Raw genomic sequence first — 13,598 nt, forward strand, 5'->3', positions numbered from 1 at the left:
CGTAATCGGCTTTTCACGAGCAGCGGCGAGCAACGAGCCACGAGCTAAAAGACGAAAACCTCGCCATGCCGGGTTTTATGGTTTTGCTCGTAGCTTTTCAAAAGCCGACAACGACAACGACTACGACTACGAAAAAAATCTTACCCCTTCAACCGCACCAGGTTCCGCCCCGTCATCTCTTTCGGCACCGGCTGGTCCATCAGGCTCAGCATGGTGGGGGCCAGGTCGCAGAGGCCGCCGTCGTCGAGCAGTTCGGCGTCGCGGCCGATGTAGACCAGCGGGACCGGGAAGGTGGTGTGGGCGGTGTGGGCCTGACCGGTGTCGGCGTCGCGCATCTTCTCCGCATTGCCGTGGTCGGCGGTGATCAGCATCTCGCCGCCGGCGGCCACGATGGCCTTCTCCAGACGACCGATGCAGGTGTCCAGTGTCTCAATGGCCTGGATGGCTGCCTCCATGTTGCCGGTGTGGCCGACCATGTCGGCGTTGGCGTAGTTGCTGATGATCAGATCGTAGCGGCCGGATTCGATGGCCTCCACCAGCTTGTCGGTCACCTCCGGTGCGCTCATCTCCGGCTTGAGGTCGTAGGTCTTCACATCCGGCGACGGCACCAGGATGCGGTCTTCTCCCTCGAAGGCGGTTTCCTCGCCGCCATTAAGGAAGAAGGTGACATGCGCATACTTCTCGGTCTCGGCGATGCGCAGCTGTTTCAGGCCTCGCTTGGCCGCGTACTCGCCCAGATTGTTTTCGGGCCGGGAGGGCGGAAAGGCCACCGGCAGGCCGAAGTCGGCCTGGTACTCGGTCAAGGTGACGAAACCCGCCAGATCCAGCAGTGGGCGTTCAAAGCCGTCGAAGTCGCGGGCGGTAAAGGCCTGGGTCAGTTCCCGCGCCCGGTCGGCGCGCCAGTTCATGAAAATCACGGCGTCGCCGTCCTTGACGGCTCCGTCCTCCCCGTCGATGCGGGTGGGGCTGACGAATTCATCGGATTCGTCGCGTGCGTAGGCCGCCTCCAGCCCGGCCAGGGCGGTCTCGGCCGTCTCGGCGGCCTGGCGGCCGGTCATCAGATCATAGGCCGCCTGCACCCGATCCCAGCGCTGATCCCGGTCCATGGCATAGAAGCGGCCCACCAGGCTGGCGATGCGCCCGCGGCCCACATCGGCGAAGACCGCCTCCAGCGCTTCGATTGAGGGCCGGGCGCTGCGCGGGGGCATGTCGCGGCCGTCCAGGATGGCGTGCACGAAAATCCTTTCGGCCCCGCGTTGGGCAGCAAGGCGGACCATGGCGTGAACATGGGATTCATGGCTGTGCACACCGCCGGGCGACAGCAGGCCGGTGACGTGAACCGCGCCCCCTCGGCGCACGGCCTCGTCCACGGCGGCGCAGAAGGCCTCTTTGTCGAAGAAACTGCCATCCTCGATGGCGCCGGAAATGCGCCCGAACTCCTGCTTGACCACCCGGCCGGCACCGATATTGATGTGGCCCACTTCCGAGTTGCCCATCTGCCCTTCCGGCAGGCCGACGCGCGGGCCCGAGGTATGAATGAGCGTATGCGGATACCGGCCGACGATGCGGTCCCAGTTGGGCGTATTGGCGCGGCGAATGGCGTTGTCGTCACTCTCGGGGGCATCGCCCCAGCCGTCGAGAATGACGAGCAGGATCGGTCGCTTGGTCTCGGGCATGGTGTCGTCTTCGGTGTGGTTGCGGGCAGAAGCGGCTCGCGGACCGGGCCCGCTTGCCGACAATCCCTTATTTTATTGAATTTGCGGTGATTTCGAAAGCCGGGGAGGCCGGCGCAGCGGCCATGAGGGCCCGGCTGCCCAGCCCTGTTATAATCCCGCCCTTCGTCCCCGGCCCGGGGTGGCCGGACATCGCGCACCGCCCGATTTCAGAGACCGCGACGTCATCATGGAAAAGCTGCTTGAATTCGCCAGTGAACACACCATTCTCGTACTGGCCCTTGTCACCGTTTTCGTTTTGTTCGTATTCAGCGAGATTCGCCGGGGCACCCGGCCCTTTCGCGATGTGGAACCGGGTCAGGCCACGCGCCTGATCAACGATGGTGCCGTGGTAGTGGATCTGCGCCAGCCGGATGCCTATCGCAATGGGCATATTGCGGGTGCCGCCAACTATCCGGGCGACCGCATCGAGGCCCATGTGGATGACATTCGCAAGCGTCTGAAGAAGGCCCACCAGCAGCCCCTTCTGGTGTACTGCGACACAGGCATGACCAGTGCCCGCCCGGCCACCTGGCTGGCCAGACAGGAACTGGGCGTTGAGGTGATCAACCTCAAGGGTGGCGTGACGGCCTGGCAACGGGAGAACCTGCCCCTCAAGAAGGGCTGAGGTGGAGTTGCATCATGGCTCAAGGCAGACACAAGCCGGTCACCATGTATCTTCGGCCCTCCTGTCCGTTCTGCCTCATGGCCCGCGAGCTGCTTGAGGCAAGACAGGTCGGCGTTGATGAGATCGACATCAATGTGGAACCCGAGCGGCGCGGCGAAATGATCGAGAAGTCCGGGCGGCGCACCGTGCCGCAGATCTTCATCAACGATGTGCCCATTGGCGGTTATGACGAACTGGCCGCACTGGCACGCAGTGGCCGTCTCGACGAGCTGCTGGGCCGAGACTGACATTCATTCTTGACACTACGCCAATTCGATTGGAGGAATCATGGCAGAACAGAACAACGCCAATGGGCAGGCCGGCGCCGCCCAGACCGCTGGACAGCAGGAAAAGAGCGTCAACATCCAGCGTATCTACGTGAAGGATTTTTCCTTCGAATCGCCCCAGTCGCCGGGTATCTTCACCACGGAAGGCTTCAAGCCCGAGTTCAACCTGAGTCTCGGCAGCCGTAGCAACAAGATCACCGACGAACTGTGGGAAGTGATCCTGGATGTTTCCGTCAAGGCCGAGCAGGACGGCAAGACCGTTTTTCTTGCCGAACTCCAGCAGGCCGGTCTGTTCAACATCAGCGGCTTTGAAGAAAGTGGCGATGAGATTGGCATGGTGCTGGGAGGCTTCTGCCCCGGTCAGCTTTACCCCTATGCCCGTGAGGTCATCAGCAACATGGTGGTGCAGGGCACTTTCCCGGCGCCTCAGCTTCAACCGGTGAACTTTGATCAGCTCTACCTGCGCCAGCGTCAGCAACAGCAGGAACAGGCCGGTGCCCAGCAGCCGGGCCAGGGACAGGCCTGATTACGGTGAGCCGAGTGCTCAAGGAGCCGATCGCGGTCCTGGGGGGCGGCGCCTGGGGAACGGCGCTGGCCATCCAGCTGGCCCGCAGTGGTCGCGCCGTCCGCCTGTGGGCGCGGGATCCGGCCCATGTGGCCGAGATGATCTCGGATCGGGAGAATCGCCGTCGCCTCCCCGGCGCGGCCTTTCCCGACAGCCTGCAGCCGGAGGCCGAGCTGACCGCCGCCCTGGCCGACAGCCGGGATGTGCTGATCGCCGTTCCCAGCCATGCCTTTCGCGAAACCCTGGAAGCCTTGCGGGCGAATCGCCCCGAAGGTTTGCGCCTGGCCTGGGCCACCAAGGGTTTCGAGCCCGGCACCGGCCGCCTGGCCGAGGCCGTTGTCGCCGAGGTGCTGGGTGAGGGTCTGCCCATGGCCGTCCTTACTGGCCCTACCTTTGCCGCCGAGGTAGGCCGGGGACTGCCCACCGCCATGACGGTGGCGTCGACCGATGCCACCTTCGCGGCCGACCTGGCCGATACCCTGCATGGCGATCATTTCCGGGCCTACACCAGCCCGGATCTGATCGGTGCCGAAGTGGGTGGCGCGGTGAAGAACGTCATCGCCATTGGTGCCGGCGTCTCGGACGGTCTCGGTTTCGGCGCGAATGCCCGGGTGGCGCTGATCACCCGCGGCCTGGCCGAGATGATCCGTCTGGGCGAGGCCCTGGGTGGCCAGCGTGACACCCTGACCGGCCTGGCCGGCATGGGCGACCTGGTTCTGACATGCACGGACGACCAGTCCCGCAACCGCCGTTTCGGACTGGCCCTCGCCTCGGGCAAGAGCGTGGACGAAGCCAGGGCCGAGATCGGCCTGGTGGAGGGCGCCATGGCCGCCGCCGAGGTCTGCCGCATTGGCGCCGGTCTGGGTATTGAGGTGCCCATCGCCGAACAGGTGCATGCCATGGTCGATCAGGGCGTGCCCCCCCTGGAGGCGGCCGAGCAGTTGCTCCGGCGTGAACGCAAGCCCGAATAGCGTCCGTCTAAGCCAGTCAGCCCCGACAGGCGCGACAGCCACCGTAGGAGCGGATTCATCCGCGATATCAATCCCTTCCCTGGCACGCCGCCATATCGAACCCCCCTGTAGGCGCGGATTCATCCGCGCAATGGCTGGAATCCGCCGCTCAATCGGTTTGAACGAGTGAATCGTGAAAGGCCGATTACGACTACGATTACGACAACGAGCGCCCCGGCACCCTCTACCGCCCCCACTCAGCACTCAGCACTCAGCACTCAGCACTCAGCACTCAGCACTCAGAACTCAGCACTCAGAACTCAGCACTCAGAACTCAGCACTCAGCACTCAGAACTCAGCACTCAGCACTCAGCACTCAGAACTCAGCACTCAGAACTCAGCACTCAGAACTCAGCACTCAGCACTCAGAACTCAGAACTCAGAACTCAGAACTCAGAACTCAGCACTCACCCAAACCCCTGCTGCCGCCACGCCTCATAAACGCAAACCGACACCGCATTGCCCAGATTCAGCGATCGATTGCCCGCCTTCATGGGCAGGGTGAGGCGGGCGGTGATGGCCGGGTGCTGCAGGATCACCTCGGGCAGGCCGCGGGTTTCGGGGCCGAAGAGGAAGGCGTCACCGGGCAAAAAACGGGATTCGAAGAAGGATCCGCTGGTCTTGCTTGACAGGGCAAACAGCCGGGTAGGCCGGTGGGTGTTGATGAAGGCCTCGAAGCTGGCGTGTTCGCTCACCGTGGCCTGGTCGCGATAATCAAGCCCGGCCCGGCGTAGCTGTTTTTCCGAGAGATCAAAGCCCAGCGGATGAATCAGGTGCAGGCGTGTGCCGGTATTGGCGGCCAGGCGCATGATGTTGCCCGTGTTGGGCGGAATTTCCGGTTGGTAGAGTACAATGTCGAACATTCAGCCACCTTCTTGTCTCCGGGCCGCCTTGGCCGGCGGGAGACCCGATTCAAAGTCTTAAGGTTTTCGGATGAGCCAGAGCACCCATCAAGCCCTTCCCGCCTCACTCGCCGTCGATTTCTGCGGCCTGAAACTGGATTCCCCGCTGGTTCTGCTGTCCGGCTGTGTCGGCTTTGGGGAGGAATATACGCGGGTGGCCGGTTTTTCCAATCGTGACGTGGGTGCCATCTGTCTCAAGGGCACCACCGGTGAGCCCCGTCTGGGCAATCCGCCCCATCGCATCTATGAAACCCCGGACGGCATGCTCAACGCCATCGGCCTGCAGAACCCCGGCGTGGATCATGTGGTGGACGAGATCCTGCCCGGCCTGGATTTTGACGAGACCCGTTTCATTGCCAATGTCTGCGGCTCCACCATCGAGGAATACGCCCGCGTGGCCCGGCGTTTCCATGAGTCGCCCATCGATGCCATGGAAATCAACATCTCCTGCCCCAACGTCAAGGAGGGCGGGGTGCAGTTCGGCAATGTGCCGGAAATGTCGGCGCGGGTCGTGGCCGCCTGTCGCGCCGAGACCGACAAGCCCCTGATCACCAAGCTCTCCCCCAATCAGACCGATATCGTCGAGAACGCCCGCCAGTGTATCGAGGCGGGCACGGATGCCTTCTCGGTCATCAATACCCTGTCCGGGATGGCCATTGATGCCGAATCCCGCCGCCCCATCATCGGCAATGTCCAGGGTGGCCTGTCCGGCCCCGCCATCAAGCCCATTGCCCTGCTCAAGGTGCACCAGGTCTATCAGGTGGCCGGCCCGGCCGGCGTGCCCATCATCGGCCAGGGTGGCGTTGCCAGCGCCACTGATGCACTGGAGTTCATCATTGCCGGTGCCTCGGCGGTGGGCGTGGGTACGGCACTGTTCTATGAGCCCCTGGCCTGCCGCAAGCTGAATGCCGGTATTGCCGATTATCTTGATCGTCATGGCCTGGCCAGCGTCGGTGAGCTGGTGGGTTCACTGCGCCTTCCCGGCTAGCACGGCACCCCGAAAGTCAAATTTTCTCCGATTTTTCCGCCTTTTGGGCACTTTTGTTTTACACTCCTTCAATAAGTGGATTATTATCTCCGGGAAATGAGACATCCGGATTAAGTTAAATCGATAGATTGCCGTCTCCGGGGGGTAGACTGGCACGGCAGGGACGCAGGGGCAGGCGAAGGCCTCCCCGCCGCGTTGCCGCTTGCCCCGTGGTTGTCATCAGGGACTGGATACCCTGACGACGACCCTGTCCGGATCAAGGCGCCATTGCGGACGCCCCGGGAGGTTTGCCCTGCTGTCCTTCTTCAACAAGAAAAAACGCGAACGCCGCCTGGCCGGTGTGGCCGTGAACCAGAACGCCGTCAGCCTGGCCTGCATTGAGCGCGGCGCGGGCGACATCCCCCGTCTTACTCTCGTTGCCCAGACCGGCCTGGCCGGGGAATCGCCGTGGGCGCGTCTGAAACGGATCAATGACGAGAAGGGTGTGGGGCGTTGCCGTACTTCCGTGCTGGTCACACCGGAGCAGTATCAGCTCATGCTGGTGGAAGCACCGGACGTGCCGCCGGAAGAGCTGCGCTCGGCCATACGCTGGCGCATCAAGGATCTGCTTCAGTTCCATGTGGATGACGCCACCATCGACGTGTTCGAGATTCCTGAGCAGAAAAGCCAGTCCGGCCGCCTCATGTACGCCGTGGCGGCCAGGACGCCGCGCCTGAAGGAAATCATCAAGGGCGTGGAAGGCACGGGCCTTGATCTGTCCATCATCGACCTGCCGGAGATGGCGGTGCGCAACGTGGCCGCTCTGCTGGATGGCGACGAACGCGGTCTGGCTTCCCTCTATCTGGGGGTGGATCGGGCCCTGATCGTCATCAGCCGCCAGGGAACGCTGTTTCTGGCCCGCAGTGTCGAGGTGGGTGAAGACCAGCTCGCCGCGGCCTCCGAAGACGAGCGCCCCCTGTTGCTGGAGAGTATCGCCCTGGAGCTGCAGCGTTCGATGGATTACTACGACAGTCATTTCCAGCAACCGCCGGTGGGCAGCATTGCCCTGATGCCCACTGCGGTGGATCTGCCCTTCGTGAATGAACATCTTCAGAGCAGTCTGGGCATCAACGTGCAGACCGTCGATCTCAATGAATTGCTGGAGTGCGAGGAGCCGATCGATCAGGCCATCCAGTCCCGCTGCCTGCTCGCGGTGGGCGCCGCCCTTCGGCGTGAGGAGGTGGCGCTGTGAACCAGAACATCAATCTCTATCAGCCCATCTTCCGGCGCCAGCGCAAGGTCTTCTCGGCGGAGACCATGCTCATGATGCTGGTGTTGATCATTGCCGGCATGACCGTGATCACATTCTGGAGTCAGTGGCGGTACAGTCAGCTGCAGAGCCAGCTGGATCAACTTGAGGCCCAGGAAACCCAGGCCCTGGAACGGCTGGCGTCCCTGGAGCGCACGCTGCCCAGGCGGGAGGAAAGCCCGGCCCTGCGGCGGGCCGTGGAAGCGGCGGAGCAGGACAGGGCACTCAAGCAGCGCGCCCTGGAGGTGCTGGACAATGGCGCCCTTGGGCAGCAGCAGGGATTCTCCGAGCACCTGGAAGCGCTCGGCCGGCAGCGGATCGAACCGGTGTGGCTCACGGGCATCCGCCTGCGGGAAGGTGGTCAGCAGCTGCGCCTGATCGGTCGCACCTGGGAAGCGGATCAGGTGCCGGTCTATCTGCAGCGCCTGTCACGCGAAACCGTCTTTGCGGGCACGGATTTCCGTACCATGGTCATTGAACGGGTGGAAACCCCGGATGGCGGCAGTGTGCTGGAATTCCGATTGTCCACGCGGGGCGAGAACGAGGAGGGTGGCTCGTGAAGGATCGCCTCTATCAAGTGCGGGATCGCATCGATGCCCTGAGCCTGCGTGAACGGGTGCTCATCTTCATGGCGGCGGCGGCCGTGCTGGCCTTCCTGTGGAATGCGGTGTTCATGGAGCCCCTCAATCAGCGGCGCGAACTGGCCCAGGAGCGGGTGGGCGACCTGCGCGATCGCATCCATCAGACCAATGACAGCATTGCCACCATCATCCGGGCCCGCGAAGGTGACCCGGATGCCCGCAATCGGGAACGCCTCGCCGCCTTGCAGGACGAGCTTTCCGCCCTGGACGGCCGTCTCGCCGCCCTGACCGGCGATCTCATCGAGCCCACCCGCATGGCCGTCATGCTTGAGCGCATTCTCGAACGCCAGCAGGGCCTGGAGTTGATTTCCCTGCGCTCCCTGGAACCCCGTCCGCTGTTGCGGGACGAGGAAATGGAAGGCCTGGGCAATATCTATCGTCACGGGGTACGCATGGAACTGCGCGGCGAGTACCGCGATGTGGTTCGCTATCTCAAGGCCCTGGAGGCGCTGGACGCCAATCTTTACTGGGGCAGCCTGCAGCTCGACATGGAAAGCTGGCCGCGCAACCGGGTCGTGCTGGTGGTGCACAGTCTGAGCCTGAGGGAGGACTGGATCGGTGTCTGATTCAATGCTCAATCCAATTCGCCTGCGCATCGTCAGTGGCCTCAGTCTGCTCATCCTGCTGATGCCCTCCTTGACCCTGGCCAGCAGCGTGGATGACCCCATGCGACCGCCCCAGGCACGCCAGGCGCAAACACCGACACCCCAGCCCAGCTGGGATCTGTCGTCCATACTGATCAGTGAGAACCGTCGTCTGGCCGTGGTCAACGACGAAATCGTGAAGGTCGGGGAGCGCGTAGGCGGTGCCCGGGTGGAGCAGATCGAAGCCGACCGTGTGGTGCTGCGCCGTGGCGAGCAGCGCATGGTCCTGACACTGCGGGCGGATCTTTCCATCAGTCGCCGTGAATCAAACTGAGAGTGCGAAGATGTCGAGGACAGGCATGAACAGCGTATTGAACAGGGCCGGCGGTCTGGTGATCTGCGGATCACTGTCCATGGTCATGGTGGCCTGTGCCACCCAGCCCTTTGGCGAGGACACCCGTGAACGCATGGACCAGGTGCTGGAAGACAGCCTGCGTGCGACCGAGCAGCGCCAGCCCCCGCCGGAGGTGGCTGACGCCCTCACCCCGCGGGAAACCCGTCGCAGCCACTATCTGCCCGAGACAACGGAAGAACGCTTTGACATCGCCGTGCGCAATGTCCCCGCACAGACCTTCTTCATGGGGCTGGTGGAAGACACCGATTACAACATGGTCGTCGACGAGGCCGTCGACGGCCGCATCAGCCTCAACCTGCGCAACGTCACCATTCCGGAAGTGATGGAGGCCGTGCGCGAGGTGTACGGCTATGAGTATCGTGAATTGGCAGGTGGTTATCTGGTGCGCCCGGCGGGTCTGCAGACCCGGGTCTTCAGTGTCGATTACCTCACCCTGACCCGCGAAGGCCGCTCCAGTACGCGCGTGACCTCCGGCCAGGTCAGTGATGGCCACACCGGTCAGGCCGGACGCGCGGGAACACGCGGGTTCGGCGGCGCCGCTGCCACAGGGGGCCGCAGCACGGAGCGCACCACGGGCACCCTGATCGAAACCGAATCCCGCTCCGATTTCTGGGCCGACATCGAAGCCACCCTGGAGGCCATCGTCGCCGACACCCAGGGCGGGCGGGTAATCATGAATCCCCAGTCCGGCACGGTCGCCGTGCGCGCCATGCCCTCGGAGTTGCGCGAGATCCAGGAATACCTGGCCACCATCCAGGCCAATGTGGGCCGGCAGGTGGTGCTGGAAGCCAAGATCCTGGAAGTGGAACTGCGCGATGAGTTCCGCGCCGGCATCAACTGGGGTGGCTTGCGGATCGACGGTGATGACGCCGCCTTCATCGGTCAGGTGGGCGGCCGGGAGCTGTTCACGGAAGGCAGTTCTTCCATCACGGGCAGCCAGCGCAGCCTGAACCCGGGTGCTCCTCTCGAGGGCATGACCACGGAAGCCTTCGGCGGCACCTTTGCTGCCGCCCTGAACATCGGCAACGATTTCCGCGCCTTCGTGGAGCTGCTGTCACGCCAGGGCGAGACGCGCGTCCTGTCCAGCCCGCGGGTGTCCACCGTCAACAACCAGAAGGCCGTGATCAAGGTCGGCACCGACGAGTTCTTCGTCACCGGGATTCAGTCGGGCGGTGCCTTCGGCGCGGCCGGCGCCACCGCCCAGCGCAACGTGGAACTGACGCCCTTCTTCTCCGGCATCGCCCTGGACGTCACGCCGCAGATCAATGATCGCAATGAAGTGATCCTGCACATCCACCCCACCGTCAGCCAGGTCACCGACCAGCGCAAGGATCTGACCGTCGCCGGCGAGACCGACAGTCTCCCTCTGGCCTTCAGTGAAGTGCGTGAATCCGATTCGATCGTCCGCGCCAGCAGCGGCCAGATCGTCGTCATCGGCGGCCTGATGCAGAACCAGATGCGTGACGAAGTCTTCTCTACACCCCTGCTCGGCAACATCCCGGTTCTCGGCAACCTCTTTCGCCAGACCCGCCAGCGGGAAGCCAAGACCGAACTGGTCATCCTCCTGCGCCCCATCGTGGTGGACAGCAACGAACAATGGGATGACATGACCCGGGACTATCAGGGGCAGATTCGGGATATGCGTCGACCGGGAAGACGGTGACGGTGAGTTTTGTCACCTTTGAGCAATATCCGAACTCAAACTCATCGTTGTCGTTGTCGTAATCGGGTCTTTCAATGCACGCATTCGGCCACGAAAAGCTCGATGTCTACCAGCTCTCGCTCCAATACGTGGCATGGGCATCAACGTATTGTCAGGGTGTTAACGGGCTTCATCGGCATGCAAGGGGCCAACTACTGCGTGCCAGCCAGTCAGTGCCGATGAACATTGCCGAGGGCAATGGGAAGGGCACCCAAAAGGATCGTCGGCGATTTTTCGAGATTGCACGTGGATCGGCGCTGGAGTGTGCCGCAATTCAGGACGTTCTGGTTGTTACAGATGCAATGGATGCGGCGCAGAGTGCGGAGGGCAAGGCGATGCTTGTGAGAATCGTCTCGATGTTGACTCGTCTCGGTGCCAAGTCGTTGATGGCGAGAGAGGCGTCTGGTGAGTACGCTTTGGTCGACAACGACAACGACAACGACAACGACAACGAAGTAACCCCCTCGACGGTCCGTCATCGGCTGCAGGCAGGTAGTGCTGAGTTGAAACCATGACACTCTACCTCCCCCACTTCGGCCTGAACGAATACCCCTTCTCCCTGACGCCGGACACGGGCTTCTATTACGACAGCCGTCCGCATCAGGAGGCCTTGAATGTCCTGCTGGTCGCCCTGCGTTCCGGCGAGGGGTTTCTCAAGGTCACCGGGGAGGTGGGGCTGGGCAAGACCCTGCTGTGTCGCATGCTGCTGGATGCCTTGAGGGAGGAGGCGATCACCGCCTATATCCCCAATCCTCATCTGTCGCCGGCGTCCATGCGCCTGGCCGTTGCCAGGGAACTGGGCATCCACGTCAATGAAGGCCTCAGTCAGGAGCAGTTGCTGCAGGTGATACAGGACCGCCTGCTGCTGCTTGCCCGTGACAACCGGCCGGTGATCCTGGTGCTGGACGAGGCACAGCAGTTGCCGGAAGCGACCCTGGAAGCCATACGCCTGCTGACCAATCTGGAGACGGAGAAGCGCAAGCTGATCCAGGTGGTGATGTTTGGCCAGCCGGAACTGGATGAACGTCTGTCACGGCCTTCGGTTCGCCAGCTGCGCCAGCGCATCACCTTCAGCTATCGCCTGTTGCCGCTGGATCGCGCCGCCATTGAGGATTACGTCCGCCACCGCCTGCGGGTGGCAGGCTACCGCGGCGCCCCGCTGTTTACCGCCGCGGCCATTCGCGGCCTGTATCGAGGCAGTGCCGGAACACCGCGGCTGATCAATGTACTTGCCCACAAGGCACTGATGGCCGCCTGGGGCGAGGGCGCCGACCAGATCCGCGCCGGCCATGTCCGCCGTGCCATTGCCGATACCGAAGGCGCGCCGCCTCGGGGCAGCCGTCGCTTCTCCTGGCCGAAAATCGTCACCGCCACGGCCATTGTCGGCATGGCGGCCGTGGGCCTGTGGTGGTGGCTGCCCGCCGGGGGTGTGGCATGAGCCTGATCAACCAGATGCTGCGGGACCTGGAGTCCCGGCGGGATGGCGACACGGATCATCGCCAGGCACGCGCCGTGGGCCGTTCGACGGCTGGCCGACGCTCTCCCCTGCTGATCGTTGGCCTGCTTGCCCTGCTGTTGCTGCTACTGGCCGCCGTCTATGCCCTGGTGCCCCTGGAGCGCGGTTTGGGCAATGAGCGTATAACGGAGCCATCGGAAGCGGCGCCGGAAGCGGCGGCCGTCGTCCCGGAGGTCACGGAGGAGGAGGCAACGCGGATTGCGCCGGTGCATCTCCTGGCCATCGAGACCGTGGCCACCCGCGACGGTCAGCGCCTGCGCCTTGATTTCGATGGTGACAGTGCCTACCGGCGGCGTTCGGCCGCCAATGATCGCCTGGTCGTGGAGGTGGACGCGCGTCTCTCCGAGGCGTCGGGCCAGCCACTGCCACCGGCGGTTCGCTCCCTGGAAACCCGGGGTCTGGGCGAAGGACGCACACGGCTTCAGCTGCAGCTGGAATCGGGCTGGCAGGCCGGCCCCCTGTATCTGGAAGAGAATGCCGCCGGCGGTGACCGCCTTGCCCTGGTTCTGCAGGAGGCGCCCGCTGAGGTGGACACCCGGTCGACGGAACCGTCTTCGACCATCGAATCCGGCCCGGCCCCGGAGCCCGAACCGGCGCTCGACGCGGGAACCCAGCCGGAAATCGGCTCGCCTCGAACGGCCGACGAACCTGATCCTCCGCTGGCCACTGAAAGCGACGTGGCGGATACCAGTGGGGAAATGCTTCGCCAGCGCCGCGAGCCGAGTGATGAAGAACGCATTGCCGCGGCCTGGAGCGAGGCACTCGAGGCGCTCCAGCAGCGCCGCCTGGAGCGGGCCGAAATCGAGCTTGAACGGGTGCTGGAGCTGCAAGCCGCTCATGTGGAAGCCCGCGATGCCCTGGCCGAGATCCTGTTGGATCAGGGCCGGGTCGAGGCCGCCGACGAGCTCCTCGCCGCCAGCCTTTCGGTGGCGGCGCTGCCCGCCGCCGAGCAGGGTTATTTCGCCCGTCAGCGAGCACGTCTGTGGCTGGACCGGGGACGGCTCGAGCGGGCAGTGGAAGCCCTCGAGGCGGTCTACCCAGGGCGGGACGCGGCACCGGAATCGGCCGCGCTGCTGGCTGGATTGCGCTATCGTCAGGGGGAATACCACCAGGCGGCGGCCCTCTACGAGACCCTGCTGGCCGACAGCCCGGAGCAGGGGCCATGGTGGATGGGTCTGGGCCTGGCCCGCGAGGGCCTGGGTGATTTCAGTGGCGCCAGCGAGGCCTACCGTCAGGCACTGGCCAGTGACGGTCTGGGGCCTTCGGTACAGAACTATCTTCAGCAACGCCTGCGTGAACTGGAATCGCAGCCGTAACCACA

15 protein-coding genes are annotated in these 13,598 nt (G+C 63.8%); 13 read left to right on the forward strand and 2 right to left on the reverse strand.

Translation table 11 applies throughout. The features are described 5' to 3' along the window. Nucleotides 1-140: 140 nt before the first annotated feature. Nucleotides 141-1,676: a 2,3-bisphosphoglycerate-independent phosphoglycerate mutase gene (gene gpmI / locus RBH19_RS08270; RefSeq protein WP_306728359.1), complete on the reverse strand. Its 1,536-nt coding sequence runs from the start codon at nt 1,674-1,676 to the stop codon at nt 141-143. 226 nt (nt 1,677-1,902) lie between these two features. Here gpmI and RBH19_RS08275 point away from each other — a divergent pair, with 226 nt between their 5' ends. From RBH19_RS08275 to RBH19_RS08290, 4 genes are read left to right on the forward strand one after another with little or no spacing between them, the layout of a single operon-like run. Then, the gene (locus RBH19_RS08275; RefSeq protein ID WP_306728360.1) at nt 1,903-2,340 is read left to right on the forward strand and encodes a rhodanese-like domain-containing protein; all 438 of its coding nucleotides are present in this window, start codon (nt 1,903-1,905) and stop codon (nt 2,338-2,340) included. A gap of 14 nt (nt 2,341-2,354) precedes the next feature. Then, nucleotides 2,355-2,627, forward strand: coding sequence for a glutaredoxin 3 (gene grxC / locus RBH19_RS08280; protein WP_306728361.1), 273 nt, complete (start codon nt 2,355-2,357; stop codon nt 2,625-2,627). A gap of 40 nt (nt 2,628-2,667) precedes the next feature. Next, nucleotides 2,668-3,192, forward strand: coding sequence for a protein-export chaperone SecB (gene secB, locus RBH19_RS08285; RefSeq protein ID WP_306728362.1), 525 nt, complete (start codon nt 2,668-2,670; stop codon nt 3,190-3,192). Nucleotides 3,193-3,197: 5 nt separating this feature from the next. Beyond that, a complete protein-coding gene (locus tag RBH19_RS08290) occupies nt 3,198-4,202 on the forward strand; it encodes an NAD(P)H-dependent glycerol-3-phosphate dehydrogenase (protein WP_374728965.1) in 1,005 nt (334 codons plus the stop codon). Between the two features lie 446 nt (nt 4,203-4,648). Here RBH19_RS08290 and RBH19_RS08295 read toward each other — a convergent pair whose 3' ends face one another. Next, a complete protein-coding gene (locus RBH19_RS08295) occupies nt 4,649-5,104 on the reverse strand; it encodes a tRNA (cytidine(34)-2'-O)-methyltransferase (protein WP_306728364.1) in 456 nt (151 codons plus the stop codon). Between the two features lie 70 nt (nt 5,105-5,174). On the opposite strand from RBH19_RS08295, the gene RBH19_RS08300 reads away from it, so the two are divergent. From RBH19_RS08300 to RBH19_RS08340, 9 genes are all read left to right on the forward strand, one after another. Beyond that, a complete protein-coding gene (locus RBH19_RS08300) occupies nt 5,175-6,131 on the forward strand; it encodes a dihydroorotate dehydrogenase (protein WP_306728365.1) in 957 nt (318 codons plus the stop codon). A 202-nt stretch (nt 6,132-6,333) separates the two neighbouring features. Next, a complete protein-coding gene (locus RBH19_RS08305; protein WP_306728366.1) occupies nt 6,334-7,362 on the forward strand; it encodes a type IV pilus biogenesis protein PilM in 1,029 nt (342 codons plus the stop codon). After that, a complete protein-coding gene (locus tag RBH19_RS08310; RefSeq protein WP_306728367.1) occupies nt 7,359-7,979 on the forward strand; it encodes a PilN domain-containing protein in 621 nt (206 codons plus the stop codon). Before RBH19_RS08305 ends, RBH19_RS08310 begins: the two co-directional genes overlap by 4 nt. Beyond that, nucleotides 7,976-8,626, forward strand: a complete 651-nt coding sequence (locus tag RBH19_RS08315; RefSeq protein WP_306728368.1) for a type II secretion system protein GspM — start codon at nt 7,976-7,978, stop codon at nt 8,624-8,626. Before RBH19_RS08310 ends, RBH19_RS08315 begins: the two co-directional genes overlap by 4 nt. A 4-nt stretch (nt 8,627-8,630) precedes the next feature. Then, nucleotides 8,631-8,978: a hypothetical protein gene (locus RBH19_RS08320; RefSeq protein ID WP_306728369.1), complete on the forward strand. Its 348-nt coding sequence runs from the start codon at nt 8,631-8,633 to the stop codon at nt 8,976-8,978. A 25-nt stretch (nt 8,979-9,003) separates the two neighbouring features. Then, nucleotides 9,004-10,722, forward strand: a complete 1,719-nt coding sequence (gene mshL, locus RBH19_RS08325; RefSeq protein ID WP_306728370.1) for a pilus (MSHA type) biogenesis protein MshL — start codon at nt 9,004-9,006, stop codon at nt 10,720-10,722. 74 nt (nt 10,723-10,796) lie between these two features. Further along, complete coding sequence (locus tag RBH19_RS08330; RefSeq protein ID WP_306728371.1) at nt 10,797-11,276, forward strand: four helix bundle protein; 480 nt, start codon at nt 10,797-10,799, stop codon at nt 11,274-11,276. Next, entirely contained in the window at nt 11,273-12,199 is a 927-nt protein-coding gene (locus RBH19_RS08335; protein ID WP_306728372.1) for an ExeA family protein, read from the forward strand. Before RBH19_RS08330 ends, RBH19_RS08335 begins: the two co-directional genes overlap by 4 nt. Next, the gene (locus RBH19_RS08340; protein WP_306728373.1) at nt 12,196-13,593 is read left to right on the forward strand and encodes a tetratricopeptide repeat protein; all 1,398 of its coding nucleotides are present in this window, start codon (nt 12,196-12,198) and stop codon (nt 13,591-13,593) included. The genes RBH19_RS08335 and RBH19_RS08340 overlap by 4 nt, the downstream gene beginning before the upstream one ends. Nucleotides 13,594-13,598 lie beyond the last annotated feature (5 nt).

The sequence above is a fragment of the Natronospira bacteriovora genome, from assembly GCF_030848495.1.
Lineage (GTDB): Bacteria > Pseudomonadota > Gammaproteobacteria > Natronospirales > Natronospiraceae > Natronospira > Natronospira bacteriovora.

Excerpts from the sequence above, each read along its gene's own strand:
- RBH19_RS08300 (WP_306728365.1), top strand. The coding sequence starts at position 5,175 with ATGAGCCAGAGCACCCATCAAGCCCTTCCCGCCTCACTCGCCGTCGAT.
- RBH19_RS08340 (WP_306728373.1), top strand. The coding sequence starts at position 12,196 with ATGAGCCTGATCAACCAGATGCTGCGGGACCTGGAGTCCCGGCGGGAT.
- RBH19_RS08335 (WP_306728372.1), top strand. The coding sequence starts at position 11,273 with ATGACACTCTACCTCCCCCACTTCGGCCTGAACGAATACCCCTTCTCC.
- RBH19_RS08330 (WP_306728371.1), top strand. The coding sequence starts at position 10,797 with ATGCACGCATTCGGCCACGAAAAGCTCGATGTCTACCAGCTCTCGCTC.
- gpmI (WP_306728359.1), bottom strand. The coding sequence starts at position 1,676 with ATGCCCGAGACCAAGCGACCGATCCTGCTCGTCATTCTCGACGGCTGG.
- mshL (WP_306728370.1), top strand. The coding sequence starts at position 9,004 with ATGAACAGCGTATTGAACAGGGCCGGCGGTCTGGTGATCTGCGGATCA.
- secB (WP_306728362.1), top strand. The coding sequence starts at position 2,668 with ATGGCAGAACAGAACAACGCCAATGGGCAGGCCGGCGCCGCCCAGACC.
- RBH19_RS08295 (WP_306728364.1), bottom strand. The coding sequence starts at position 5,104 with ATGTTCGACATTGTACTCTACCAACCGGAAATTCCGCCCAACACGGGC.
- grxC (WP_306728361.1), top strand. The coding sequence starts at position 2,355 with ATGGCTCAAGGCAGACACAAGCCGGTCACCATGTATCTTCGGCCCTCC.
- RBH19_RS08320 (WP_306728369.1), top strand. The coding sequence starts at position 8,631 with ATGCTCAATCCAATTCGCCTGCGCATCGTCAGTGGCCTCAGTCTGCTC.
- RBH19_RS08275 (WP_306728360.1), top strand. The coding sequence starts at position 1,903 with ATGGAAAAGCTGCTTGAATTCGCCAGTGAACACACCATTCTCGTACTG.